The sequence below is a fragment of the Myxococcus sp. RHSTA-1-4 genome (genome assembly GCF_020037125.1).
Classification (GTDB): Bacteria; Myxococcota; Myxococcia; order Myxococcales; family Myxococcaceae; genus Myxococcus.
In genome coordinates this window covers 428,470-447,286 of record NZ_JAIQDG010000002.1, presented here as the reverse complement: position 1 = coordinate 447,286, position 18,817 = coordinate 428,470, and the positions used below count along the sequence as shown (strand labels likewise).

General features: G+C 70.6%; 20 protein-coding genes. 10 read left to right on the top strand and 10 right to left on the bottom strand.

Features of this window, described 5'->3' with window-relative positions:
• Positions 1 to 10: 10 nt before the first annotated feature.
• Positions 11 to 1,078 carry a hypothetical protein gene (locus K8638_RS05295; RefSeq protein WP_370643914.1) on the top strand — a complete coding sequence of 356 codons (1,068 nt, stop codon included), beginning with the start codon at positions 11 to 13 and terminating at the stop codon, positions 1,076 to 1,078.
• 99 nt (positions 1,079 to 1,177) lie between these two features.
• Here K8638_RS05295 and K8638_RS05290 read toward each other — a convergent pair whose 3' ends face one another.
• The 3 genes from K8638_RS05290 to K8638_RS05280 all read right to left on the bottom strand — a co-directional run bounded on the left by K8638_RS05290 (position 1,178) and on the right by K8638_RS05280 (position 3,363).
• Positions 1,178 to 2,350 carry a CaiB/BaiF CoA-transferase family protein gene (locus K8638_RS05290; RefSeq protein ID WP_223753296.1) on the bottom strand — a complete coding sequence of 391 codons (1,173 nt, stop codon included), beginning with the start codon at positions 2,348 to 2,350 and terminating at the stop codon, positions 1,178 to 1,180.
• 138 nt (positions 2,351 to 2,488) lie between these two features.
• Positions 2,489 to 2,815, bottom strand: a complete 327-nt coding sequence (locus K8638_RS05285; protein WP_223753295.1) for an SCP2 sterol-binding domain-containing protein — start codon at positions 2,813 to 2,815, stop codon at positions 2,489 to 2,491.
• A 98-nt stretch (positions 2,816 to 2,913) separates the two neighbouring features.
• Positions 2,914 to 3,363, bottom strand: a complete 450-nt coding sequence (locus K8638_RS05280; protein ID WP_223753294.1) for a response regulator — start codon at positions 3,361 to 3,363, stop codon at positions 2,914 to 2,916.
• A 134-nt stretch (positions 3,364 to 3,497) separates the two neighbouring features.
• Between K8638_RS05280 and K8638_RS05275 the strand changes: the two genes are divergently transcribed.
• Together K8638_RS05275 and tatA are read left to right on the top strand one after the other, a co-directional pair.
• Complete coding sequence (locus K8638_RS05275) at positions 3,498 to 4,499, top strand: sensor histidine kinase KdpD (RefSeq protein WP_223753293.1); 1,002 nt, start codon at positions 3,498 to 3,500, stop codon at positions 4,497 to 4,499.
• Between the two features lie 42 nt (positions 4,500 to 4,541).
• Positions 4,542 to 4,829: a twin-arginine translocase TatA/TatE family subunit gene (gene tatA, locus K8638_RS05270; protein WP_370643913.1), complete on the top strand. Its 288-nt coding sequence runs from the start codon at positions 4,542 to 4,544 to the stop codon at positions 4,827 to 4,829.
• A 150-nt stretch (positions 4,830 to 4,979) separates the two neighbouring features.
• On the opposite strand, the gene K8638_RS05265 is transcribed toward tatA, so the two are convergent.
• The 6 genes from K8638_RS05265 to K8638_RS05240 form a co-directional block, all read right to left on the bottom strand.
• On the bottom strand, positions 4,980 to 6,851 hold the full coding sequence (locus K8638_RS05265) for a long-chain fatty acid--CoA ligase (RefSeq protein ID WP_223753291.1): 1,872 nt from the start codon (positions 6,849 to 6,851) through the stop codon (positions 4,980 to 4,982).
• Positions 6,848 to 7,588 (bottom strand): tetratricopeptide repeat protein, encoded by a 741-nt coding sequence (locus K8638_RS05260; protein WP_223753290.1) that lies wholly within the window; start codon positions 7,586 to 7,588, stop codon positions 6,848 to 6,850. The genes K8638_RS05265 and K8638_RS05260 overlap by 4 nt, the downstream gene beginning before the upstream one ends.
• Before the next feature lie 150 nt (positions 7,589 to 7,738).
• The gene (locus K8638_RS05255) at positions 7,739 to 8,491 is read right to left on the bottom strand and encodes an RNA polymerase sigma factor RpoD/SigA (RefSeq protein WP_223753289.1); all 753 of its coding nucleotides are present in this window, start codon (positions 8,489 to 8,491) and stop codon (positions 7,739 to 7,741) included.
• Positions 8,492 to 8,711: 220 nt separating this feature from the next.
• A complete protein-coding gene (locus K8638_RS05250; protein ID WP_223753288.1) occupies positions 8,712 to 10,139 on the bottom strand; it encodes an FAD-binding oxidoreductase in 1,428 nt (475 codons plus the stop codon).
• On the bottom strand, positions 10,136 to 10,693 hold the full coding sequence (gene folE / locus K8638_RS05245) for a GTP cyclohydrolase I (protein ID WP_223753411.1): 558 nt from the start codon (positions 10,691 to 10,693) through the stop codon (positions 10,136 to 10,138). Before folE ends, K8638_RS05250 begins: the two co-directional genes overlap by 4 nt.
• 109 nt (positions 10,694 to 10,802) lie before the next feature.
• A complete protein-coding gene (locus K8638_RS05240; RefSeq protein WP_223753287.1) occupies positions 10,803 to 11,144 on the bottom strand; it encodes a Rieske 2Fe-2S domain-containing protein in 342 nt (113 codons plus the stop codon).
• 156 nt (positions 11,145 to 11,300) lie between these two features.
• Here K8638_RS05240 and K8638_RS05235 point away from each other — a divergent pair, with 156 nt between their 5' ends.
• The 7 genes from K8638_RS05235 (at position 11,301) to K8638_RS05205 (ending at position 18,239) form a co-directional block, all read left to right on the top strand.
• The gene (locus K8638_RS05235; protein WP_223753286.1) at positions 11,301 to 11,726 is read left to right on the top strand and encodes a hypothetical protein; all 426 of its coding nucleotides are present in this window, start codon (positions 11,301 to 11,303) and stop codon (positions 11,724 to 11,726) included.
• Between the two features lie 77 nt (positions 11,727 to 11,803).
• Positions 11,804 to 13,159, top strand: coding sequence for a zinc-regulated TonB-dependent outer membrane receptor (locus K8638_RS05230; RefSeq protein WP_223753285.1), 1,356 nt, complete (start codon positions 11,804 to 11,806; stop codon positions 13,157 to 13,159).
• Between the two features lie 24 nt (positions 13,160 to 13,183).
• Positions 13,184 to 14,107, top strand: coding sequence for a metal ABC transporter substrate-binding protein (locus K8638_RS05225; protein ID WP_223753284.1), 924 nt, complete (start codon positions 13,184 to 13,186; stop codon positions 14,105 to 14,107).
• Between the two features lie 3 nt (positions 14,108 to 14,110).
• Positions 14,111 to 14,989: a hypothetical protein gene (locus tag K8638_RS05220; RefSeq protein WP_223753283.1), complete on the top strand. Its 879-nt coding sequence runs from the start codon at positions 14,111 to 14,113 to the stop codon at positions 14,987 to 14,989.
• The gene (locus K8638_RS05215) at positions 14,976 to 15,797 is read left to right on the top strand and encodes a metal ABC transporter ATP-binding protein (protein ID WP_223753282.1); all 822 of its coding nucleotides are present in this window, start codon (positions 14,976 to 14,978) and stop codon (positions 15,795 to 15,797) included. Before K8638_RS05220 ends, K8638_RS05215 begins: the two co-directional genes overlap by 14 nt.
• Positions 15,778 to 16,650, top strand: a complete 873-nt coding sequence (locus K8638_RS05210; RefSeq protein ID WP_223753281.1) for a metal ABC transporter permease — start codon at positions 15,778 to 15,780, stop codon at positions 16,648 to 16,650. Before K8638_RS05215 ends, K8638_RS05210 begins: the two co-directional genes overlap by 20 nt.
• Before the next feature lie 110 nt (positions 16,651 to 16,760).
• A complete protein-coding gene (locus K8638_RS05205) occupies positions 16,761 to 18,239 on the top strand; it encodes a hypothetical protein (protein WP_223753280.1) in 1,479 nt (492 codons plus the stop codon).
• A gap of 11 nt (positions 18,240 to 18,250) precedes the next feature.
• Here the strand turns inward: K8638_RS05205 and K8638_RS05200 are convergent, their stop codons facing one another.
• Entirely contained in the window at positions 18,251 to 18,799 is a 549-nt protein-coding gene (locus K8638_RS05200) for an isochorismatase family protein (RefSeq protein ID WP_223753279.1), read from the bottom strand.
• Positions 18,800 to 18,817: the final 18 nt, after the last annotated feature.

The window sequence follows — 18,817 nt, the reverse complement described above, 5'->3', positions numbered from 1 at the left end:
GGCGCACGGCATGGTCCTGGATGGACGGGACTTCCGCGCGCGGGACGGGCGGCCCGCGGCCGAGGTCATCATCGCGGACTTCCTCCGTCGGAAAGTGCCAGCCCGCACGCATGAGACAGGAGCGAGGGCTCCGAAGAAGCCCGGGCCGCCGCCTTCCGAGGCCTTGGGGAGGGTCCGTGATACCCACGGCGTTGGCACGGCGGGCGCCGCCCCGCAGGCCGAGGACCTCTCCTTCGACGCGTACGCCCCGGACGGCACGCCGGTGGAGCCCCACCCCGCCCTGCACCTGAAGACGTTGCTGCTCGCGGGCTACGCGGCGGGCCACCGCTTCCGCACGTCGTGGGGAACGGTGACGCCGCGCGAGCTGGTGGAGGACCTGAAGCGCGACTTCCGTCCCGTGCTGGCCTCCTCCCCCGAGGGGGCCTGGGCCCTGGATGCGCTGGCCCTGTCACTGAAGCCGGGAGCCACGTTCCGCGACGGCGCCGGCACCATCGTGCGCTTCGACGCGGTGATGGAGACCGCGCTCACCACGCTGGAGGCGGCCCACGCGGAGCTGTCCGCGGGCATGAAGGCCGGCCGCCCCGAGGTGCCCAAGCGCAGGCAGGGCATCTACGCGCATCCCTGCGGCGGGCTGCACTTCTTCCAGGCCGTGGCCGGCTGGGCGCGCCACCCGTCCGTGCGCAAGAAGTGGCGCAAGCGGCTGGATGCGCAGGTGGACGTGCTGCTGTACCGGCTGGACTCGGAGGCACGGCAGTACGAGACGGCCCTCGCCTCCGCGCCCGCGTACCGGCTCCCCATCCTCGTGCAGATGCTGAAGTTCCACGGGCACCTGCTGGAGACGCTCGGGCGCTACCGCGACGACACGGGGTGGCGGCCCACGGAGGCCCAGCGCCAGACGGTGGAGCGGGCGCGCATGTACCTGGAGGGCACCGTGCGCCGGCTGAACGAGGCCGGCGCCTTCAACGACGTGGAGTCGCTCGCCGCGAGGGAGCGCCAGCTCGCGCTGGACCTCGTCGGCGACACCTGCCACGCCGCCCGGGGCGAGGCGTTGTGGAGCGATGCCCGCGAAGCGCGGTGATGCGCGTCCGTCAGTGCCCCATCGCCGGCGACCCCTGCCACGCCGCGCGCCGTGAGGCACCTGGGAGCGGCGCTCTCGGAGCGCGGTGATTCGCGCCCGTCAGTGCCCCAGCCGCGCCAGTTCCTCCTCCGTGAAGCCGGCCTCGGCGAGCACCTCTCGCGAGTGCTGGCCCAGCGCGGGCGGCTCGCGCAGCGGCGTCTCCCCCATGCGCAGCGGCGTCAGCAGGTGCGTCACCTCGCGGCCCAGGCGCGAATCCTCCGCCTCCACGAAGAGGCCCCGCGCCCGGAGCTGCGCGTCCTGGAGCACCTCGTCCCCTTCCGCCACCGGCTCCACGCACACGTCCGAGCCCGCGAAGCGCTCCTTCCAGTACGCCAGCGGGTGCTCCGCGAACAGGCGCTGAAGCTCCGCCTTCACGCGCGCCCCCGCCTCGCCCGGCGCGTACGCGTCCTCCATCAGGTCCATCCGCCCCAGCCGCTCGCACACGCCCGCGAAGAACTTGGGCTCCAGCGCCCCCACCGCCAGCCAGCGGTCATCCGCCGTGCGGTAGAGGCCGTAACACGCGTAGCCCCCGTTGAGCGCCTCGCGCCCGCGCTGGAGCGGCGAGCCCTCCGCCCCCATGAAGAGCCGCGCCGCCAGGTGCATGTGCAGGAAGGCCACGGCCCCGTCCGTCATGGACACGTCGACGAAGCGCCCCTTCCCCGTGCGCTCGCGCTCGTGCAGCGCCGCGAGGATGCCCACCAGCGCGAAGAGGCTCCCCCCGCCGATGTCCCCCATCTGCACGCCCGGGAAGGCCGGCGCCCCGCCCGCCTCGCCGCCGTAGCCCAGCAGCCCCGCGCGGGCCACGTAGTTCAAGTCATGCCCCGCCTTCAGCCGGTCCGGCCCCGTCTGCCCGTAGCCGGAGATGGCGCAGTAGATGAGCCGCGGGTTCTCCGCCCGCAGCACCGCCTCACCCACGCCCAGCTTGTCCATGACGCCCGGCCGGAAGCTCTCCACCAGCACGTCGTAGTGGCGCACCAGCCGCTTCAGCGCCTCACGCCCCTCGGGCGTCTTGAGGTTGAGCGTCACCGAGCGCTTGTTGCGGTTGAGGCCGTAGAAGAGCGCGCTCACGTCGTCGCGCAGGGGCGGCATCTGCCGGACGTAGTCGCCCCCATCCGGCTCCTCCAGCTTGTCCACGGAGGCCCCCAGGTCCGCCAGCACCAGCGTGGCGTAGGGCCCGGGCAGCAGGCGCGACAGGTCCAGCACGCGCAGGCCGGTGAGCGGAAGCGACGACATGGGACTCCTCCAGGGACGGGGCAACACGAGGGGTGGAAACACGAGCGGCGCGGCCCCCGTGAGGAGGACGCGCCGCGCACCAGGAGCCGTGGCCGGCATCCACCCGCCGGCCACTCCGCTCCAGGTCAGGAACCGCCACTACGACAGCAGCTTGGCCAGCTTCATCGCGAGGCCCATGTCCATGGGCTTGAACTTCAGCTTGCCCTGCATGGCGGCCATCTGCGGGTTCAGCTTCTTCTCGCGAATCTTCACGAAGTCGTCGTTGCTCACCGTCACCGTCATCTTGGACGTGCCCTCGGCGCCCTTGGTGACCCAGTTGTCCGGCTTGGTGAGGTCCAGCGTCCACTTGCCACCGTTGTCGCCGGTGATGTCGAAGTGGATGATCGCGTTGATCTCCTTGGCCAGCTCCGGCTTCTGCTTGAGGACGTTGGGGATTTCGGTCTCGATAATGTCCTGCGCGGTCACGGCTTGCTCCTTGGCCTGGTCGTTGATTGGTGAATCAAGACTGAGGGGGACCGTAATGGCGGCCCCCTGGCAGGTCAAGACAAGCCGTGCACCCTCCGTCAGGCGCTGGTGGACGCGGCGGCGGGGTTGAGCGAGCGGCGTACCATGTCCAGCAAATCATTGAGCTCGAAGGGCTTGGCCAGGTGCCCCACCGCGCCGATGTCCGCGGCCTTGCTGCCCACGTTCCGGTCCGCGCTGAGGACGATGAGGGGGATGCCCGCCACCGCCGGCTTCTGCCGCATGCGCTGGGCGAACTCCCAGCCGTCCATCACCGGCATCATCAGGTCCAGCAGGATGAGGTTCGGCGGGTCGGGCTCGAGCCGCTCCAGCGCCTCCTTGCCGTTGCGGGCGCGACGGATCTCGAACCCCTCGGCCTCCAGAATCTCCGAGAGCGCCTCCAGGATGTCCGGATCGTCATCGACGACCAGGACGACTGGAGCGCCAGCATGCTGTGTGTTGTGCGGGGTCAGAGCAGTCTCCCTGGGTGCGACACCTGGATTTTCCACCATCCCTCCAACCAGCGGCGCAGGAAAGTGCACCGGCCCTTCGAGACCGGAGTGCACGTTGCAAAACCGACATTGGCTGCCCACCCTTTCCGTGACCTGCTGGACAGGAGGCGGAAAAAGTGGGGAGCCCGAGGGAGATGGGAGCAGGCAGCACCCCGGCGGCGCCCGGGCTGGTCCTCATCCCCCGCCAGGGCGGCCCCCGGCTGCTCGGCCGCACGCTGCTCGAGCACCTGGGCCTGGGGGAGCTGCCGCCCACGGTGTCCTCGGTGGAGGCGCTGCTGGCCGGGGCCGGCTTCCGGCGGCGGGCCATCCACGGGAGCGTCTGGGAGCGCGACGGCCGCGCGGTGCTGGCCGGCGAACAGGCCCTGGAGGACGGGGCGAGGCTCTTGTGGACCTTCCCGCTGGACTGGGACGAGGCCTCCGTCCGCCGGCACGTGCGCTACCTGGGCATGGCGTCGCATGACCTGAGGGGCTCGCTGGCCAACGTCCGCTCGTACGCGGCCCTGCTGCTCAACGGGCGCTCGCCCCTGGAGCCGAAGGTGAAGCGAGGCCTGGAGACCATCCTCCGCAACGCGGACCGCTCCCTGGCCTTCGCCCAGGACTTCTTCGACGCCAGCCGGGCGGACCTGGGCGCGCTCGCCTGTGAGCCGGAGCGGCAGCCGCTGCTCCCCCTGCTGGACGCGGCGGTGGAGCGCCAGCGCGCCGCCGCCACCGCGGCCAACGTCGCGCTGCTGCTGGACGTGGACCCGCGGGCGGTGGTGCCGGAAGTGAGCGTGGACGGGGCCCGCATCCAGCACGCCGTGGAGTCCTTCATCCAGTACCATCTGGCGCGCGCCCAGGCCGGAGAGGTCATCCGCCTGCGCGTGCGGACCACCCCGCCCCAGGTGCGGGTGGAGGTGCGGCGCGAGGGGACGCCCCTGTCGGACGAGGACGCCACGGCCGTCTTCCAGCGCGAGGAGCGCGCCTTCCGGGAGAAGAAGCTGGAGGACCCGCTCCGCGTCTCCCTCGCCCGGCAGGAGGTGGAGGTCCATGGCGGCGGCGTGGGCGTGGAGACGGACCGCGCCGGCAGCACCCTCTTCCTCACACTCGCCATGGCCCCCCCGGCCGAGCTTGGTCCTCCAGCGAGCATGCAGATGTAGGTGTCCGTCCGGAGTTGCTGGCGGCCGGAGGCGCCCACCGCTATGCTCCGCGCGTTTACGCGAAGGAGCCGTGCGATGCTGGGGCTGAAGCCAATGGAATTGATGTTGATCCTTTTCGTGCTGCTGCTCCTGTTCGGGGCCACCCGGCTGCCGCAGCTGGGCGCGTCCATGGGCAGCGCGATCCGCAACTTCAAGCGCAGCTTCAACAGCGAGGAGAGCGACGCGGGCGGCCCGGGCGCCGGGGACAAGAAGGCGGGCGGCACGCTCGCCAGCAGCACCGGCGTGGAGAAGGACGTCTCCAAGTCGCAGACGCCCAGCCACCACGGCTGAGCCCTTCTCGAAGCGCCCGTCCCCCGGGTGCCGAGACACCAACGCCCGGCCCACCCTGCTCGCACGGGGTGAGTCGGGCGTTGTCTTTTGACGGACCTGCCACCCTGCTCCCGGCCCCCGCGTGAGGGGCCGGGCCGCGGGCCGCGGGACTCAGTCGACGACGGCGGCGCCCTCGTACATGGTGTCGATCTGCGCCTTGTACTTGGCGTTGCACACCTTGCGCTTCACGCTCAGCTTGGGCGTCAGCTCCCCCGTCTCCTGGGAGAAGTCCGCATCCAGCACCACGAAGCGCTTGACGGTGGAGTACGGAGGCATTTCCGAGTTCACCGCGTCCACGGCCGCCTTCACCGCGGCGTGGATCTCCGGCCGCTTCGCGTTCTCCGCGTAGGTGCCCACCGGGGCGCCCTTGTCCTGGAGGAGCTTGCGGGCGGCCTCTTCGGACACGGTGATGAGCACCACGAGGTACGGGCGCTTGTCGCCGTACACCATGGCCTGGCTGATGATGGGGTGCGTCTTGAGCTGGTTCTCGATGTTCTGCGGCGCCACGTTCTTGCCGCCCGCGGTGACGATGATGTCCTTCTTGCGGTCGGTGATGCGAATGTAGTTGTCCGAGTCCAGCTCGCCGATGTCGCCCGTGTGGAACCAGCCGTCCGGCTCGAGGGCCTCCTTCGTGGCGGCCTCGTTCTTGTAGTACCCCTTCATGATGCCGGGGCCGCGGAGGAGAATCTCGCCGTCGGGGGCGATCTTGACCTCCGTGCCCGGCATGGGGGCGCCCACGCTGCCGATCTTGATCTTGTTCTCGCGGTTGACGGTGGTGCCGGCGGACGTCTCCGTCAGGCCGTAGCCCTCCAGGACCTTGAAGCCCAGCAGGTCGAAGAAGTAGCCAATCTTCGCGGACAGCGGCGCGCCACCGGAGATGAAGATGCGCATGTTGCCACCCAGCTTCTCGCTGATGGTGGCCTGCACCTTGCTGAACACCAGCTTCTTCGCCAGCGCGAAGCCCATGCTGTTGTACTCGCGGCCCTGGACGCGGGCCTCGACGTACGCGTCGAAGTGCTTGAAGGCCCAGCGGAACAGCCGGCCCTTGAGGCCCGGGGCCGCGGAGCCGTTGGCCACCACGCCGTTGTAGACCTTCTCGAAGACGCGCGGCACCGAGGGCAGCACGGAGGGCTTCGTCTCCACCAGGTTGGCGAGGAGCTTGTCCACCGACTCGGCGAGGATGAGCCGGTAGCCCATGCTCAGCCAGGCCGCCTTCACCACCTGCGCGAACACGTGCGCCAGCGGCAGGAAGAGCATGACGGCGTCGTCGGGCTGCATCATGCCCACGGACTGGGCCGCCTTGGCCTCGTAGTACCAGTTGCTGTGGGTGAGGATGACGCCCTTCGGCTCGCCCGTGGTGCCCGAGGTGTAGATGAGCGAGTTGGTGTCCTCCATCTTCACCGCCGCCACCCGCTCGTCGAAGGCGCCGGGGCGGGCCTGGTGCTCCGCGCGGCCCTGGGCGATCAGGTCGTCGAGCGTCATCTCGTTGCCGCCGGAGACGGGCCCGTTGAAGGCGATGATCTTCTGGAGGGACGGCATCTCCGCCAGCTTCTGGCGGATGCGCGTCAGCCGGCCCACCTGCTTGGCGTCCTTCTCGTCGCTGTCGACGAAGAGGACCGACGCCTCGGAGTGGTTGATGATGTAGCGGCACTCGTCCGGGGTGTTGGACGAGTAGATGGGCACGGTGATGGCCTGCGTCGCGCTGATGGCCAGGTCACAGATGATCCACTGGAGGCTGGTGTTGGCGAAGAGCGCCACCCTGTCTCCAGGCTTCACACCCAGGGCCACCAGGCCCGCGGATACCGCCTTCACGTCCTCCAGAATCTGCGCCCACGTGACGTCCTGCCACCGCCCGTCCTTCTTGTGCGTCGCGCCTACCTTCGAGGCGTTGCGCGCGTTCTGGACGAGCAGCTGGACGAGGTTTCCTTCTTGCGCCCCCCCGGCCGCGGGAGCCGGAGCTACCATCTGATTCTCTGCTCTCACTTGAGCTCCTCCTCGATGTCGGCTTCGACCTGCCTGGCCAACTCCTGCACGCGACGGCCCTCGGGTGGGTCGTACGCGATACTGCCCTGCTTCACCTTCTGGATGGCGTCACGCGCCTTCTGGGCCTTGCCGTCCTTCAGGAGCGTCTCGGCGAGGAACAGATGCGCGCGCAGCATCCACGGATGCTTCGCGATGGCCTTCTCGTACAACGCCGCGGACTTGCCCAGGTCTCGCTTGGGCCACGGCAGCTCGTAGTAGTACCGCCCCTTGGCCAACAAAGGGGCGCCCCCATCGAAATCGGGATTGAGCTGGATGGCCCTGTCCAGCCGCTCATTGAACTTGCCCTCCAACCCCTCGCCCAGCGCCTTCATGACGCCCACCGCCTGGGAATAGGCGCCGATGCCGGCGGCCGCGTAGTAGTGGCCCTCCACGCGCTCGGGGGAGAGCTTCGCGGCCTTGTCCCCCCAGTCCCAGGTCTGCCGGCCGAGCACCTTCTTCAGCTTCTCGTCCCGGGCCCCATCCGCCTGCCACTGGAGGAGGCGGGCCTTGCGCCAGACGAGCTCGAAGTCCTCCGGGGCCGCGTCCAGCGCCTGCTTCAGTTGGACCTCCAACTCCTTCACGGAGGCGGAGTCCCCGCGCTTCTGATGGAGGGAGTCCAGCGTGGACACAAGCCCGGGGTCCGCCGCCCGTGCCGCGGAGGTCACGAGCAGGAACAAGGCGAGCAAAATCAAGCGCATGGCGGGTGGGTTTAGCACGCACGCTCGCCAGCAGGCAATCCAACCCACCGGGTGTTCACTGGAAAAAACAAGGGCGGGGCCGGTCGGGGGGAAGACCCGTCCAGTCCCGCCCTGGGGGGGCGTCTCCCCGGGTGGGGAGGCCGTGATGACTCAGGCGGCGTCGGCGGAGGAGGTCAGCTCGTCGGCCAGCTCCTCGTTCTCGTTGAACGCGGAGAGGTAGCGCTCGAGGAAGTTCTTCGTCTTCAGCTCCACCTGGCGCACGCGCTCGCGCGACACGCCCCAGCGCTGGCCCAGCTCCTCCAGGGTGAGCGGCTTGTCCTGGGTGAGCCGCTCCGTGAGGATGTCCCAGCCCAGGTCGCCAATGCGCTTGCGGACCTTGGCGAGCGCCTCCTGGATTTCCGTGTCCTGCTCGCGAGACAGATAGATCTGCTGCGGAGAGGGGCCGGTGTCCTCGATGCGGTCGAGGAAGGTGGTCTCCCCCTCCTCGTCGATGGTGGCATCCAGGGAGAAGTCCACCATGCTGCCGCGCTCGGCCTCGCCGCCGCGCACCTGGCTGCGGTTGTCCTTCAGGTAGCGGGTGATGTAGGCGCGAATCCACCACACCGCATAGGTGGCAAAGCGCACGTTCTTCTTGGGGTCGAAGTGCTCGATTGCCTTCATGAGCCCCACGTTGCCTTCCTGGATGAGGTCATCCAGGCGCGCGCCGCGGTTGGCGAACTTCTTCGCCACGGCGACGACAAAGGCCAGATTGGAGCTGGCGAGCGTCTGCCGCGCGGACTCGTCCCCCTTGCGAGCGCGCCGAGCCAGCTCGTACTCCTGCTCGCGGGTCAGCTGCTGGTGGCCGCCCAGGTTGCGCAGGTAGTGAGACAGGCCCTCCGTCCCGTACTTCGTCGAATTGGCCATGATTTCCCGTCCTCCGTTCGATGCCGGACGCGCTCCCCCGCCGCTCCGCGTCCACCTGCAACTAAGACGCGCAACGAGCGAAAGGGTTTCTCATTCCGTCCCAGAGGGGCATTTCGCTCCCTTACCCCTGTCACAAGGCCGTCAATGCCCAGCCCTTCTCGGGACTTGGAAGGTAAGGGGCGTGACGGCCCGACGAAAATGAGCCCATTCCGGCTACGAATTAAGAACGCTCGGGCGCGGGGAAGATTTTCTCCGGATTGAGGAGGCCTGATGGGTCGAAGAAGGTCTTGAGCCTGCGCTGCAGGGAGATGAGCGCCGGCTGCTGCTCCAGCGGCAGATATTCCCGCTTGGCGTGGCCTACACCATGCTCGCCTGTGATCGTGCCGCCCAGCTCCACCGTCATCACCAGCATGCGGCGCAGGGCCTCCTCCACCAGCGCCCGCTGATGCGGCCCCTCGTACAGGATGTTGGCGTGGAGGTTTCCGTCGCCCGCGTGGCCGTACGTCGCCACCGTCAGGCCCAGCTCCGCCCCCATGGCCTTCAGCCGCTCGATGATTTCCGGAATCCGGGAGCGGGGCACGACGATGTCCTCGGAAATCTTGTGAGGCTTGACGGCCCGGAGCGCCGGGGAAATGGAGCGGCGCGCGGCCCAGAGCTTCTCGCGCTGGGAGTCGTCCTGGGCCACCAGCGTCTGGGTGGCGCCCTGCTGTGCGCAGATGTCACCGAGCTGAGCCAGCTCGGCGAGCAGGCCGTCCTCATGGTTGCCGTCCACCTCGATGATGACGGCGGAGCCCGCGCCCGGCGGGAAGTGGAAGCCGCGGCCGTCCACCGCGCGCAGGGCGACGTCGTCGATGAGCTCCAGGCAGCGCGGGAGGATGCCGGCGGCGAGCACGGCGGAGACACCGCGCGCGGCGTGTTGCACGGAGGGGAAGACCACCAGGGCGGTCATCACCTTGCGCGGCAGGGGGATGAGCTGGAGGGTGATTTCGGTGGCGACGCCCAGCGTGCCCTCCGAGCCGACGAAGAGGCCCACGAGGTCATAACCGGCCACGCCCTTGATGGTGCGGCGGCCCACGCGCAGCACCTCGCCGTCCGGCAGCACCCACTCCAGGCCGATGACGTAGTCACGCGTGACGCCGTACTTGAGGGCGCGCGGACCGCCGGCGTTCTCCGCCACGTTGCCACCCAGCGTGCACCACTCCCACGAGTTCGGGTCCGGCGGGTAGAAGAGGCCCACCGCCTCCACCGCCTTCATCAGGTCGCCCGTCACCACGCCGGGCTCCACCACCGCGGTGAGGTCCTCCGCGGAGATGGAGCGGATGCGGTTCATCCGCTCCAGGCTCACCGCCACCCCGCCCTTCAAGGGCAGCGAGCCCCCGCTCTTTCCACTGCGCGCCCCGCAGGGTGTGAAGGGCACGCCGTGCGCCGCGCACACCTTGAAGACGGCGGACACCTGGCTCGTGCTCTCCGGGAAGACGACGGCGTCCGGCGGGTACACGCCGCTGTCGGACTCGTCGCGCGCGTAGGCGGCGAGCGTGTCCGCATCGCGGCGCACCTGGCCCGGGGAGAGCACCCTCAGGAGCTCCGCGCAGGCGCGCTCCACGCGCTCGGGCTCCACGCGGGAGAAGACGCGCGCGGGCGTGCTCATCGCCGGGCCCCCAGCCGGGCCCACAATTCGCGGCGCAGGGCTCCGTCCTTGCGCAGCGTGCCCTCGTAGGCCTCCGCGTGGGTGACGGCGTCGCGCTGCTTGTCGCCCCTCAGGCGCAGGCAGGCCTGCTCCGCCTCGATGATGCAGGCGGTGGCGGGGCTGCCGAGCACTCGGGCCAGGGCGCCTGCCACGCACCGGGCCAGGTCCTCCTGGAGGATGAGCCGGTGCGCGAAGCAGTCCACCAGCGAGGACAGCCGGCCGAAGCCCACCACGCGCTTGCCCGGCACGTACGCCACATGGGCCCGGCCCGACAGGGGCAGCAGGTGGTGCGGACACATGGAGTGGAAGCGCAGGTCCGTCACCACCACCAGCTCCCCGGACGAGTCCGGCGGCGCGGGGAACGTCTCCCCCAGCGCCTCCTCGGGCGTGCGGCCATAACCGTCGAGGAACTCGCCCGCCCAGGCCTCGGCGACGCGCTCGGGGGTGCCCTGGAGGTTGGCGTCCTGGAGGGGCAGGCCCGCCGCGCGGAGGAAGTCCTCCACCGCGCGGGCCATGGCCGCGCGGTCAGGGGCCACGACGGCGGGGGGAGTCGGGGCGGACGGGGTTCCGCGGCGGGCTCGGGACGAAGTCACGGTGTCGGTCGCTCCTGGAGGGGGCCGGCATTCAGCGGGGCGGGAAGCTACCCGATGCGGACACGAGGATGCGCTCGCCATCGACGCGCACCTCGTAGATGCGGACCCTCGCGCCGGGGCGCTCCGGGCACTGCCCCGTCCGCACGTCGAACGGCCAGGCATGCAGCGGACAGTGCAACAGCGTCCCTGCCAGGTCGCCCTCCGACAGCGGACCCCCCCGGTGGGGGCAGGTGTCCTCCAGGGCATGGAGGCGCCCGTCGACGCGCACGAGCGCCACCCGGGTGCCGCCCACGTCCACCACCGCGCGGCCCCGGTCGTCCAGGTCTCCCAGCGTCGCCACCGGAATGAAGATTCCCTCAGCGTGTCCCCGCATCGCGCCGGGTCTCCAACACCCCGGAAGTCATGACACATCCCTCCATCCATGAATGGAGGGCTGGCAATCACGTCCACACCGTGGAACACGGCGTGATACCGTGTCTTGACACTTCCCGCGCGTCGTCATTACAGCACCCGGCTCAGTCCTCCTCCGATGCTCCAGCACGCCCACACCTTCGCCCGACTCGCCGCGACGCTGCTGGTCGCGCTGTGGGCGTTCCAGCCGATGGGCACGCTGCTGCACGTGAGGGACGCGCACGCGCACCGCTACTGCCCGCAGCATCAGGCCTTCGAGGAGTCGGCCGGCGGCAAGGGCCAGGCGGTGGCACGGCTCGCGTCCGCGCGCAGTCCCCTGCTGACGGCGTTGCCGGCGGCGGGGGCGGACGCGGCGGGCCTCACGCACGAGACCTGCCCGCTGCTCAACTCCGGCTCGCGCGACGAGGCACCCGCCTCGCGCGCGGAGCTGCCCGTCCTGGCGCACCTCGCGGTGAGCGCTCCGGCCACCGCGCCGCCAAGCGTCGCCCCTCCCCTCTCCGTCCTCGCCACGGCGCCCAAGGCCTCTCCTCCCGCGCGCGGCTGAGTCGCGTCCCGTCGGGTCTGTTTCAGGTCTTGGTGGACGTCCGCGTCACGCGGGCGTCCGTATGAGGAGCATCCCAGGTGTTCACCGTGTCACGGCGTCCCAGCGACGCCTTCATCATCGTTACCGTCATCACCCTCCTGTCCTCCGCCAGCGCCGTTGCCCAGGAGTCCGCCACGGCGCCCGACTCGGGCACGCCCGGCGCGGGCGAGGCCGGAGAGGCCCCCGCCGAGCTCAGCCCGGAGGAATTGGAGGAGATTCAGAAAGCGCTGGGGAGCGATGCACGGGAGGCGCAGCAGAACGCGCCCACCGGCACCGCCAGCGCGCCCCAGTCGTCGCCAGGGGGCAGCGCTCTCTCCCTGCCGGGCGTGGGAAGCACCAGCGGCGCCAACTTCCTGGACCTGAGCTTCATCCTGGACGTGGCGGCCGCGGGCTTCAGCTCCAAGGAGCCCTTGCAGACCGGCGGGCATGACCCGGCGAAGAACGGCTTCAACCTCCAGCAGCTGGAGCTGTCCATCGGCTCGGTGGTGGACCCGTACTTCCGCTTCGACGGCAACCTCGTCTTCAGCCAGTTCGGGGTGGAGATTGAAGAGGCGTACGGCACCACGCTGGCGCTGCCCGCCAACCTCCAGGTGCGCGCGGGCCAGTTCCTCACGCGCTTCGGCCGCCTCAACCCCACCCACCCGCATGCGTGGGACTTCGTGGACCAGCCGTTCGCCCTGGGCCGCGTCTTCGGCGGCGAGGGCAACCGCGGCCTGGGCACGGAGCTGTCCTGGCTCACGCCGCTGCCCTGGTACGTGGAGCTCATCGGCAGCGCCACGGACGCCACGGGTGAGTCCACCGCGCGCAGCTTCTTCGGCGCCTCGGCCGAGCGCGTGCAGTCGCCGCTGGACCTGCAGCTCACCGGCATCCTGAAGCAATTCTTCCCGCTGTCGGACGACCTGTCGCTGATGTGGGGCCTGTCCGCGGCCACCGGCCCCAACGCCACCGGCTACCGTAACCGCACGGACGTGTACGGCACGGACGTGTACCTGCGCTACCGGCCCATCACCGACGGCGGCAACACCACGCTCATCACCTTCCAGGCGGAGGGCTTCTACCGCCGCCGCCAGGTGCCGGACGACGTGCTGACCGACTTCAGCGCCTACGCCCAGGGGGCGTGGCGCTTCTCCCAGCGGTGGGCCACCGCGCTGCGCTACGAGCTGGGCACGCCCGCGCGCGGCGAGAGCGGCGACGTCGTCACCGACCCGCTGGACCCGGACTGGACGGAGGACCGGCAGCGCATCTCCGCCAACGTCACCTTCTGGCCCACCGAGTTCTCCCGCCTGCGCCTCCAGGGCGCCACCGACCGGGTGGGCTGGCGCGAGTCGCCGGACTACTCCGTCTTCCTCGCCCTCGAGCTGGTCACCGGCGCCCACGGCGCCCACGCGTTCTAACCCGCCTCACAGGAGCTCTGCCCCATGCGACACTTCCGTCTCCTCGCGGCCCTGTGCGCCGCCATCTCGTTCCTCGCCGCCGCGCCCGCCCGCGCGGCCCTCAACGTCGTCACCACCGTGCCGGACCTGGCCGCGCTCACCAAGGCAGTGGGTGGAGAGCACGTCCAGGTGCAGTCGCTGGCGCTGTCCAGCCAGGACCCGCACTTCGTGGACGCCAAGCCCAACCTCGCGCTGGCCCTCAACCGCGCGGACCTGCTCATCTCCATCGGCCTGGACCTGGAGATTGGCTGGCTGCCCACGCTGCAGATTGGCGCGCGCAACCCGCGCATCCAGGTGGGCGGCTCCGGCTTCCTCAACGCCTCGCAGTTCCCCCGCATCCTGGAGATTCCTCCGGGCAAGGTGGACCGCAGCCAGGGTGACGTGCACCCGGGCGGCAACCCCCACTACCTCTATGACCCGCGGCAGGCGCTGGCGGTGGCCATCGGCATCACCGACCGCCTCGTGCAGCTCGACCCGAAGAACGCGGCGGCCTACCGCGCCAACCTGGCGAAGTTCACCGCCGAGCTGGAGCAGGCGCGCGCGGGCTGGGAGAAGCGGCTGGCCGGGCTGAAGGGCGCGCCCGTCATCGCCTACCACCGGACGACGGCGTACCTGGCGGACTGGCTGGGCTTCGAACCCATCGCCTTCCTGGAGCCCAAGCCGGGCATTCCCCCCAACCCGTCCCACGTGGCGGGCGTGCTCGCCCAGGGCCGGCAGCGCAAGGCGCGCCTGGTGCTCATCGAGAGCTACTACCCGGACACCACCGCGAAGCTGGTGGCCTCCAAGATTCCCGCCCCGCTCGTCACCGTCCACGGTGGCACGGACTTCCGCGCGGGCGAGACGTACATCCAGCACGTCAACGAGCTGGTGGAGCGCCTGGAGAAGGCGCTCGCCGGAAAGGGGAGCTGAGCCATGAAGGCACGACTGCTTCTTCCCCTGTTGGTGCTGTCCGGCTGCGCGCTGGACGCGGGCGAGGGCTTCGCCGTGCTGGAGCCCACCGTGAGCGCCGGGTACACGCCCCTGCCCTCGCGTGACGCGGGCAACGGCTTCCAGCAGCTCGCCTCCGACTTCCAGGTGCGCCTGGACGCCGCGGCCCTGGGCGTGGACCACGTCGCGCTGCTCACCTCCGGCAGCAGTGGCGGCGGTGGCGGTGGCACCGGCGGCACGTTCGACCCGGCCAACCCTCCGCCCGGCTACAGCCTGTGTCACGGCGGGCACTGCCACCGCGACGACGGCGCGCTGGTGGACTACGAGGACATCCAGGCGGAGATGAACGGCGGGGGCGCCACCGCGCCCACCACGGTGGCCGCGCTGCACGTGGACGACGAGCTGGACCTGCTGGCGTCCGAGATGCGCGAGCCGGAGTGCGAGCCGGACTGCGAGCTGCCGCGCACCACCGTGACTCGCGCCCGGTGGGACGTGACGGCGCTGCGGCTCCAGGGCGTCGTGCGCGACAACCGCGCCACCCCTCGCTTCCAGGGTGAGCGCCCCTTCCGCCTGGACCTCGCGGTGGAGGGAGGCGAAGGCGAGGAGGAGGCCGAGCCCCTGGTGACGCTGAACGGGGTGCTGGACGTCCCCTCGGACCGCGAGAACGAGCCGCGCGTGAAGCTGGCGCTGGCGCTGGTGATGACCCCCACCCTCTTCGACGGGCTGGACTGGGCCGCCGCCAAGCCCGGCGACGACGGCGTGGTGGACCTGGGCGCGCCGGAGAACGAGGCCCTCCGGCGCGAGGTGCTGGAGGCCCTGGCGGCGCTGGAGCCCGAAGCGGAGGTACAGCGTGAAGACCGGTGACGTACAGGAGCCGCAGGCCTTCGAGCACGAGGTGCCGCCCACCTTCACGCCGGGCGAGCCGCTGCTCACCTGCGAGAAGCTGGTCATCGGCTACAACGACAAGCCCATGCTGCCGCCCATCGACATGGTCATCCGGCGCGGCCAGTTCGTGGCGGTGGTGGGCCGCAACGGCTCCGGCAAGAGCACGTGGTTCAAGACGCTGCTGGGGATGATCCAGCCCGTGTCCGGCAGCATCACCCGCGCCTCGCCGGACATGCGCAGCGCGTACGTGCCGCAGACGTCGGCCATCGACTCGCTGCTGCCCATCCGGGCGCGGGAGCTGGCGTCCTGGGGCCGGCTGCGCGGGTGGAGCTTCCTGTGGCCGTTCTCCCGGAAGGTGGACCGCGACGCGGTGGAGAAGGCGCTGGAGACCTCGGGGGCCAGGGCCATTGCCCCGCGGCCGTACCGCGAGCTGTCGGAGGGCCAGAAGCAGCGCACGCTGCTGGCGAGGCTCATCGCCACGGAGGCGGACCTGGTGCTGCTGGACGAGCCCACCGCCGCCATGGACGCCGTCGCCGAGCGCGAGACGATGCAGCGGCTGTGCGCGCTGGCGCGCAAGCGGGGCCTGGGCGTGGTGGTGGTGGTCCACGACCTGGAGGTGGCCGCCGAGCACGCCGACATCCTGTTCTTCGTGGACCGCGAGACGTCCGCCTTCGTGGTGGGCGACGCGAAGACAGTATTCTGCCACCCCGCCTTCCGCCGCCAGTACGGCGACGAGTACTGCCACAAGGCACCCGAGGGACCCCACCGTGGACCCGATGCTCGCTGAACCCTCGAAGTGGGACGAGTTCCTGGCCGGCTTCGAGCTGTTCAGGGACCCCTTGCTGTGCGCCCTCATCGCCGGGGGCGTGCTGGGCTTCCTGAGCGTCTACGTCGTGCTGCGGCGCATGGTGTTCGTCAGCGCCGCCGTGGCCCAGTCCGCGGGCCTTGGCGTGGCCCTGGCCTTCTACGCGAGCATCCACCTGGGCATGCACGTGGAGCCCGTCGTCGGCGCCACCCTGATGGCGCTGGCGGCCACCCTGCTCCTCATGACGGAGCCCACGAAGCTGCGGCTGACGCGCGAGAGCCTGCTCGGCCTCGCATATGCGCTGGCGGGAGGCGCGGCGGTGCTGGTGGGCGACCGCATCGCCCAGGAGGCCCATGACATCCAGGGCATCCTCTTCGGCACCGCGGTGCTGGTGACGCCCGAGCAGCTCCACACCGTGGCCATCGCCGGCGCGGTGGTGATGGTCCTGCACCTGTGGTGGTACCGGGGCATCACCTTCGCCAGCTTCGACCGGATTGGCGCGCTGGTGCAGGGCCTGCCGGTGCGCCTGCTGGACGGTGCGCTGATGGTGTCCATCGGCGTCATGGTGGGCGTGTGTGCCCGCGCCCTGGGCGCGCTGCCGGTGTTCGCCTTCTCGACACTGTCCGCCATCGCCGCGCTGATGCTGGAGCTGCGGCTGCCCTGGACCTTCTTCGTCGCCACCCTCGCGGGCGCCATCTCCGGCGTGGGCGGCTACCTCTTCGCCTACTTCTTCGACTTCCCCGTGGGCGGCTCGCAGACGGTGCTCGCCGGCGTCCTGGTCGCCGTGGCCATGGGCCTGCGCTCCCTCATGGGCCTGTTCCAGCGGGCACGCTGAGCCCGCGGCACGGGCGGGCGCCAGGACTCGGCGCCCGCCCGCGATATACGACGCCCGTCGTAGCGTTCCTTCGGAAGACTTCGTTTTCCGGTGCTGCCGGGGGAACTTCGATGAACGTCCGTTGGCTGACGCTGTTGCTCGTGGTGGTGGGAGTCGGCTGTGCGCACGCACCGCGTACCGCACAGTCCCAGACGCCGAAGTACGAACACGTCTTCCAGAAGCCGCTGTCCGAGGCGATGGACACCGCGCGCGAGCTGCTGGCCTCGAAGGGGTACACCTTCGAGGAGACCCAGGACCCGAACCAGCTCCTCACCACGTGGGAGGTGCCGGACCGCCCAAGCACCGGCACGGATGCGTACTCGCGCTACCTGGTGACGGGCATCGCCGTGGGGCCGAGACAGTCCGTGGTCCGCATCTTCCGCATGTCCTTCCACGCGGTGGACAACGTCGCCGAGAACGGAAGCTCCCCCTGGTGGAGGATGGTCAAGGAGATCAACTACATGACGGCCGACCCGCGCTTCAGACGGACCCAGCTCGCCAGGGGGGGCGCGGACCTGCCGGAGATGCGCATGGCGACGAAGGGCCAACGCGACCTGGAGCTGGAGAAGGCCCTGACGCTGCGCCTGGAGTCGAACCCGTCCATCGAGGTGGTGAGCGGCAACATCCAGCAGGACCCGCTGCCCACGCCCGTGCGGGACGAGGCGTTCTACCTGGCGCGGTGGAAGGACGTGGACCCGAAGACGCACCGCTGCGGGGACACGGTGCGGGGCTTGTCGGAGCTGTTCCACCCGGGCCTGACGCTGCTCATCGGCGAGCAGCTCGGCTCGCGCGAGGCGCCCGCGGTGGTGGGCAACGTGGTGTGCCAGACGGCCGAGGCGGGACACGCCGTGGTGCTCGGCCTGTCCATTCCGCGCACCGAGCAGGAGCGGTTGGAGCGCTACCTGGCCAGCCCCGGCGCCCCGGTGGACCAGGACGCGCTGCTGGAAGGCCGCTTCTGGCAGCGGCCCTATCAGGATGGCCGCAGCAGCCGCGCCATCTTCGACCTCATCGACCGGGTGCGCGCCATGCGCGCCGCGGGCCTGCGCGTGACGCTGGTGGCCTATGACACGGACGTGGCGAGCGGCAGCGAGCGCGACGCCGCGCTGGCGAAGGTGTGGGCCGACCGCCGCGCGGCCCATCCCGACGAGGTCCACGTCGTGCTGGCGGGCAACACACACACGCGAACCGTCGCCGGCACGCCGTGGGACCAGAACTTCAAGCCCATGGCGTCCCACCTGAACCAGGGGCGGCTCGTGGTGCTGGAGATGAGCTACGCCCAGGGCACGCGCTGGGGTTGTGACTTGAACCGGGCCGGGAAGCTCCAGTGCGGCTACATCGGCGCCTCGCCCTCCGAACGGGTAGCAGCCGAGGCCGGACAGACGCCGTTCGTCCGGCCCTTCGAGACGCCCACGCCCGAGGGCTACCATGGCCTGCTCTATGTGGGCGCGCTGACGCCGTCGCTGCCCGCCGTGTCCAAGGACCTGACGCCGCCTCCGCCGTCGGGCATCCGCCCGGCCCCGCCAATGGTCGAGCATCCGCCCATTTTCTAGGCGGCGGTCAATCAGCGGACCGCGGCGGAGACCTTCTTGAACTCGGGCGTGCCGGCGCGCCCGAGCAGGTCGAACAGCGCGGCCTCCACGGTGACGACGTGGGCGCCCGCGTCGCGGCACAAGTCGAGCCCCACCCGCCGGTCCTCCGCCGAGCGCGACAGCACCGCGTCCGCCAGCAGGAAGGGGGACAGCCCGCGCTCGGCCAGGTCGCGCACCGTCTGGAAGACGCAGATGTGCGTCTCCATGCCGGCCACCAGCACCTGCCGCCGCGAGCCGAGCGCGGCCAGCACCTCCGGCACGGCCGCGCTGAACTCCAGCTTCTCCAGGGGCTTCACGTCGCCCAGGCGCATGCGCACCAGCGAGTGCGTGGGGCCCAGGCCCTTGGGGTACTGCTCCGTGAGGATGATGGGGACGCCGAGCGCCCGCGCCCCCTCGATGGCGGCGTTGGTGCGCATGAGCATCCGGTCCAGCGCATCACGGTCCATGGCGGCGGTCAGCCGCTCCTGGATGTCCACGATGAGCAGCGCGGTCTCGTCCAACTTGAGGCGGAAGGTGGGCATGCCCTCCTCCTCGCGCGA

Coding starts and splice junctions, on each gene's coding strand:
- K8638_RS05295 (WP_370643914.1), top strand. CDS start 11: ATGGTCCTGGATGGACGGGACTTCCGCGCGCGGGACGGGCGGCCCGCG.
- K8638_RS05290 (WP_223753296.1), bottom strand. CDS start 2,350: ATGTCGTCGCTTCCGCTCACCGGCCTGCGCGTGCTGGACCTGTCGCGC.
- K8638_RS05280 (WP_223753294.1), bottom strand. CDS start 3,363: ATGGTGGAAAATCCAGGTGTCGCACCCAGGGAGACTGCTCTGACCCCG.
- K8638_RS05275 (WP_223753293.1), top strand. CDS start 3,498: ATGGGAGCAGGCAGCACCCCGGCGGCGCCCGGGCTGGTCCTCATCCCC.
- tatA (WP_370643913.1), top strand. CDS start 4,542: ATGCTCCGCGCGTTTACGCGAAGGAGCCGTGCGATGCTGGGGCTGAAG.
- K8638_RS05260 (WP_223753290.1), bottom strand. CDS start 7,588: ATGCGCTTGATTTTGCTCGCCTTGTTCCTGCTCGTGACCTCCGCGGCA.
- K8638_RS05255 (WP_223753289.1), bottom strand. CDS start 8,491: ATGGCCAATTCGACGAAGTACGGGACGGAGGGCCTGTCTCACTACCTG.
- K8638_RS05250 (WP_223753288.1), bottom strand. CDS start 10,139: ATGAGCACGCCCGCGCGCGTCTTCTCCCGCGTGGAGCCCGAGCGCGTG.
- folE (WP_223753411.1), bottom strand. CDS start 10,693: ATGGCCCGCGCGGTGGAGGACTTCCTCCGCGCGGCGGGCCTGCCCCTC.
- K8638_RS05240 (WP_223753287.1), bottom strand. CDS start 11,144: ATGCGGGGACACGCTGAGGGAATCTTCATTCCGGTGGCGACGCTGGGA.
- K8638_RS05235 (WP_223753286.1), top strand. CDS start 11,301: ATGCTCCAGCACGCCCACACCTTCGCCCGACTCGCCGCGACGCTGCTG.
- K8638_RS05225 (WP_223753284.1), top strand. CDS start 13,184: ATGCGACACTTCCGTCTCCTCGCGGCCCTGTGCGCCGCCATCTCGTTC.
- K8638_RS05220 (WP_223753283.1), top strand. CDS start 14,111: ATGAAGGCACGACTGCTTCTTCCCCTGTTGGTGCTGTCCGGCTGCGCG.
- K8638_RS05205 (WP_223753280.1), top strand. CDS start 16,761: ATGAACGTCCGTTGGCTGACGCTGTTGCTCGTGGTGGTGGGAGTCGGC.
- K8638_RS05200 (WP_223753279.1), bottom strand. CDS start 18,799: ATGCCCACCTTCCGCCTCAAGTTGGACGAGACCGCGCTGCTCATCGTG.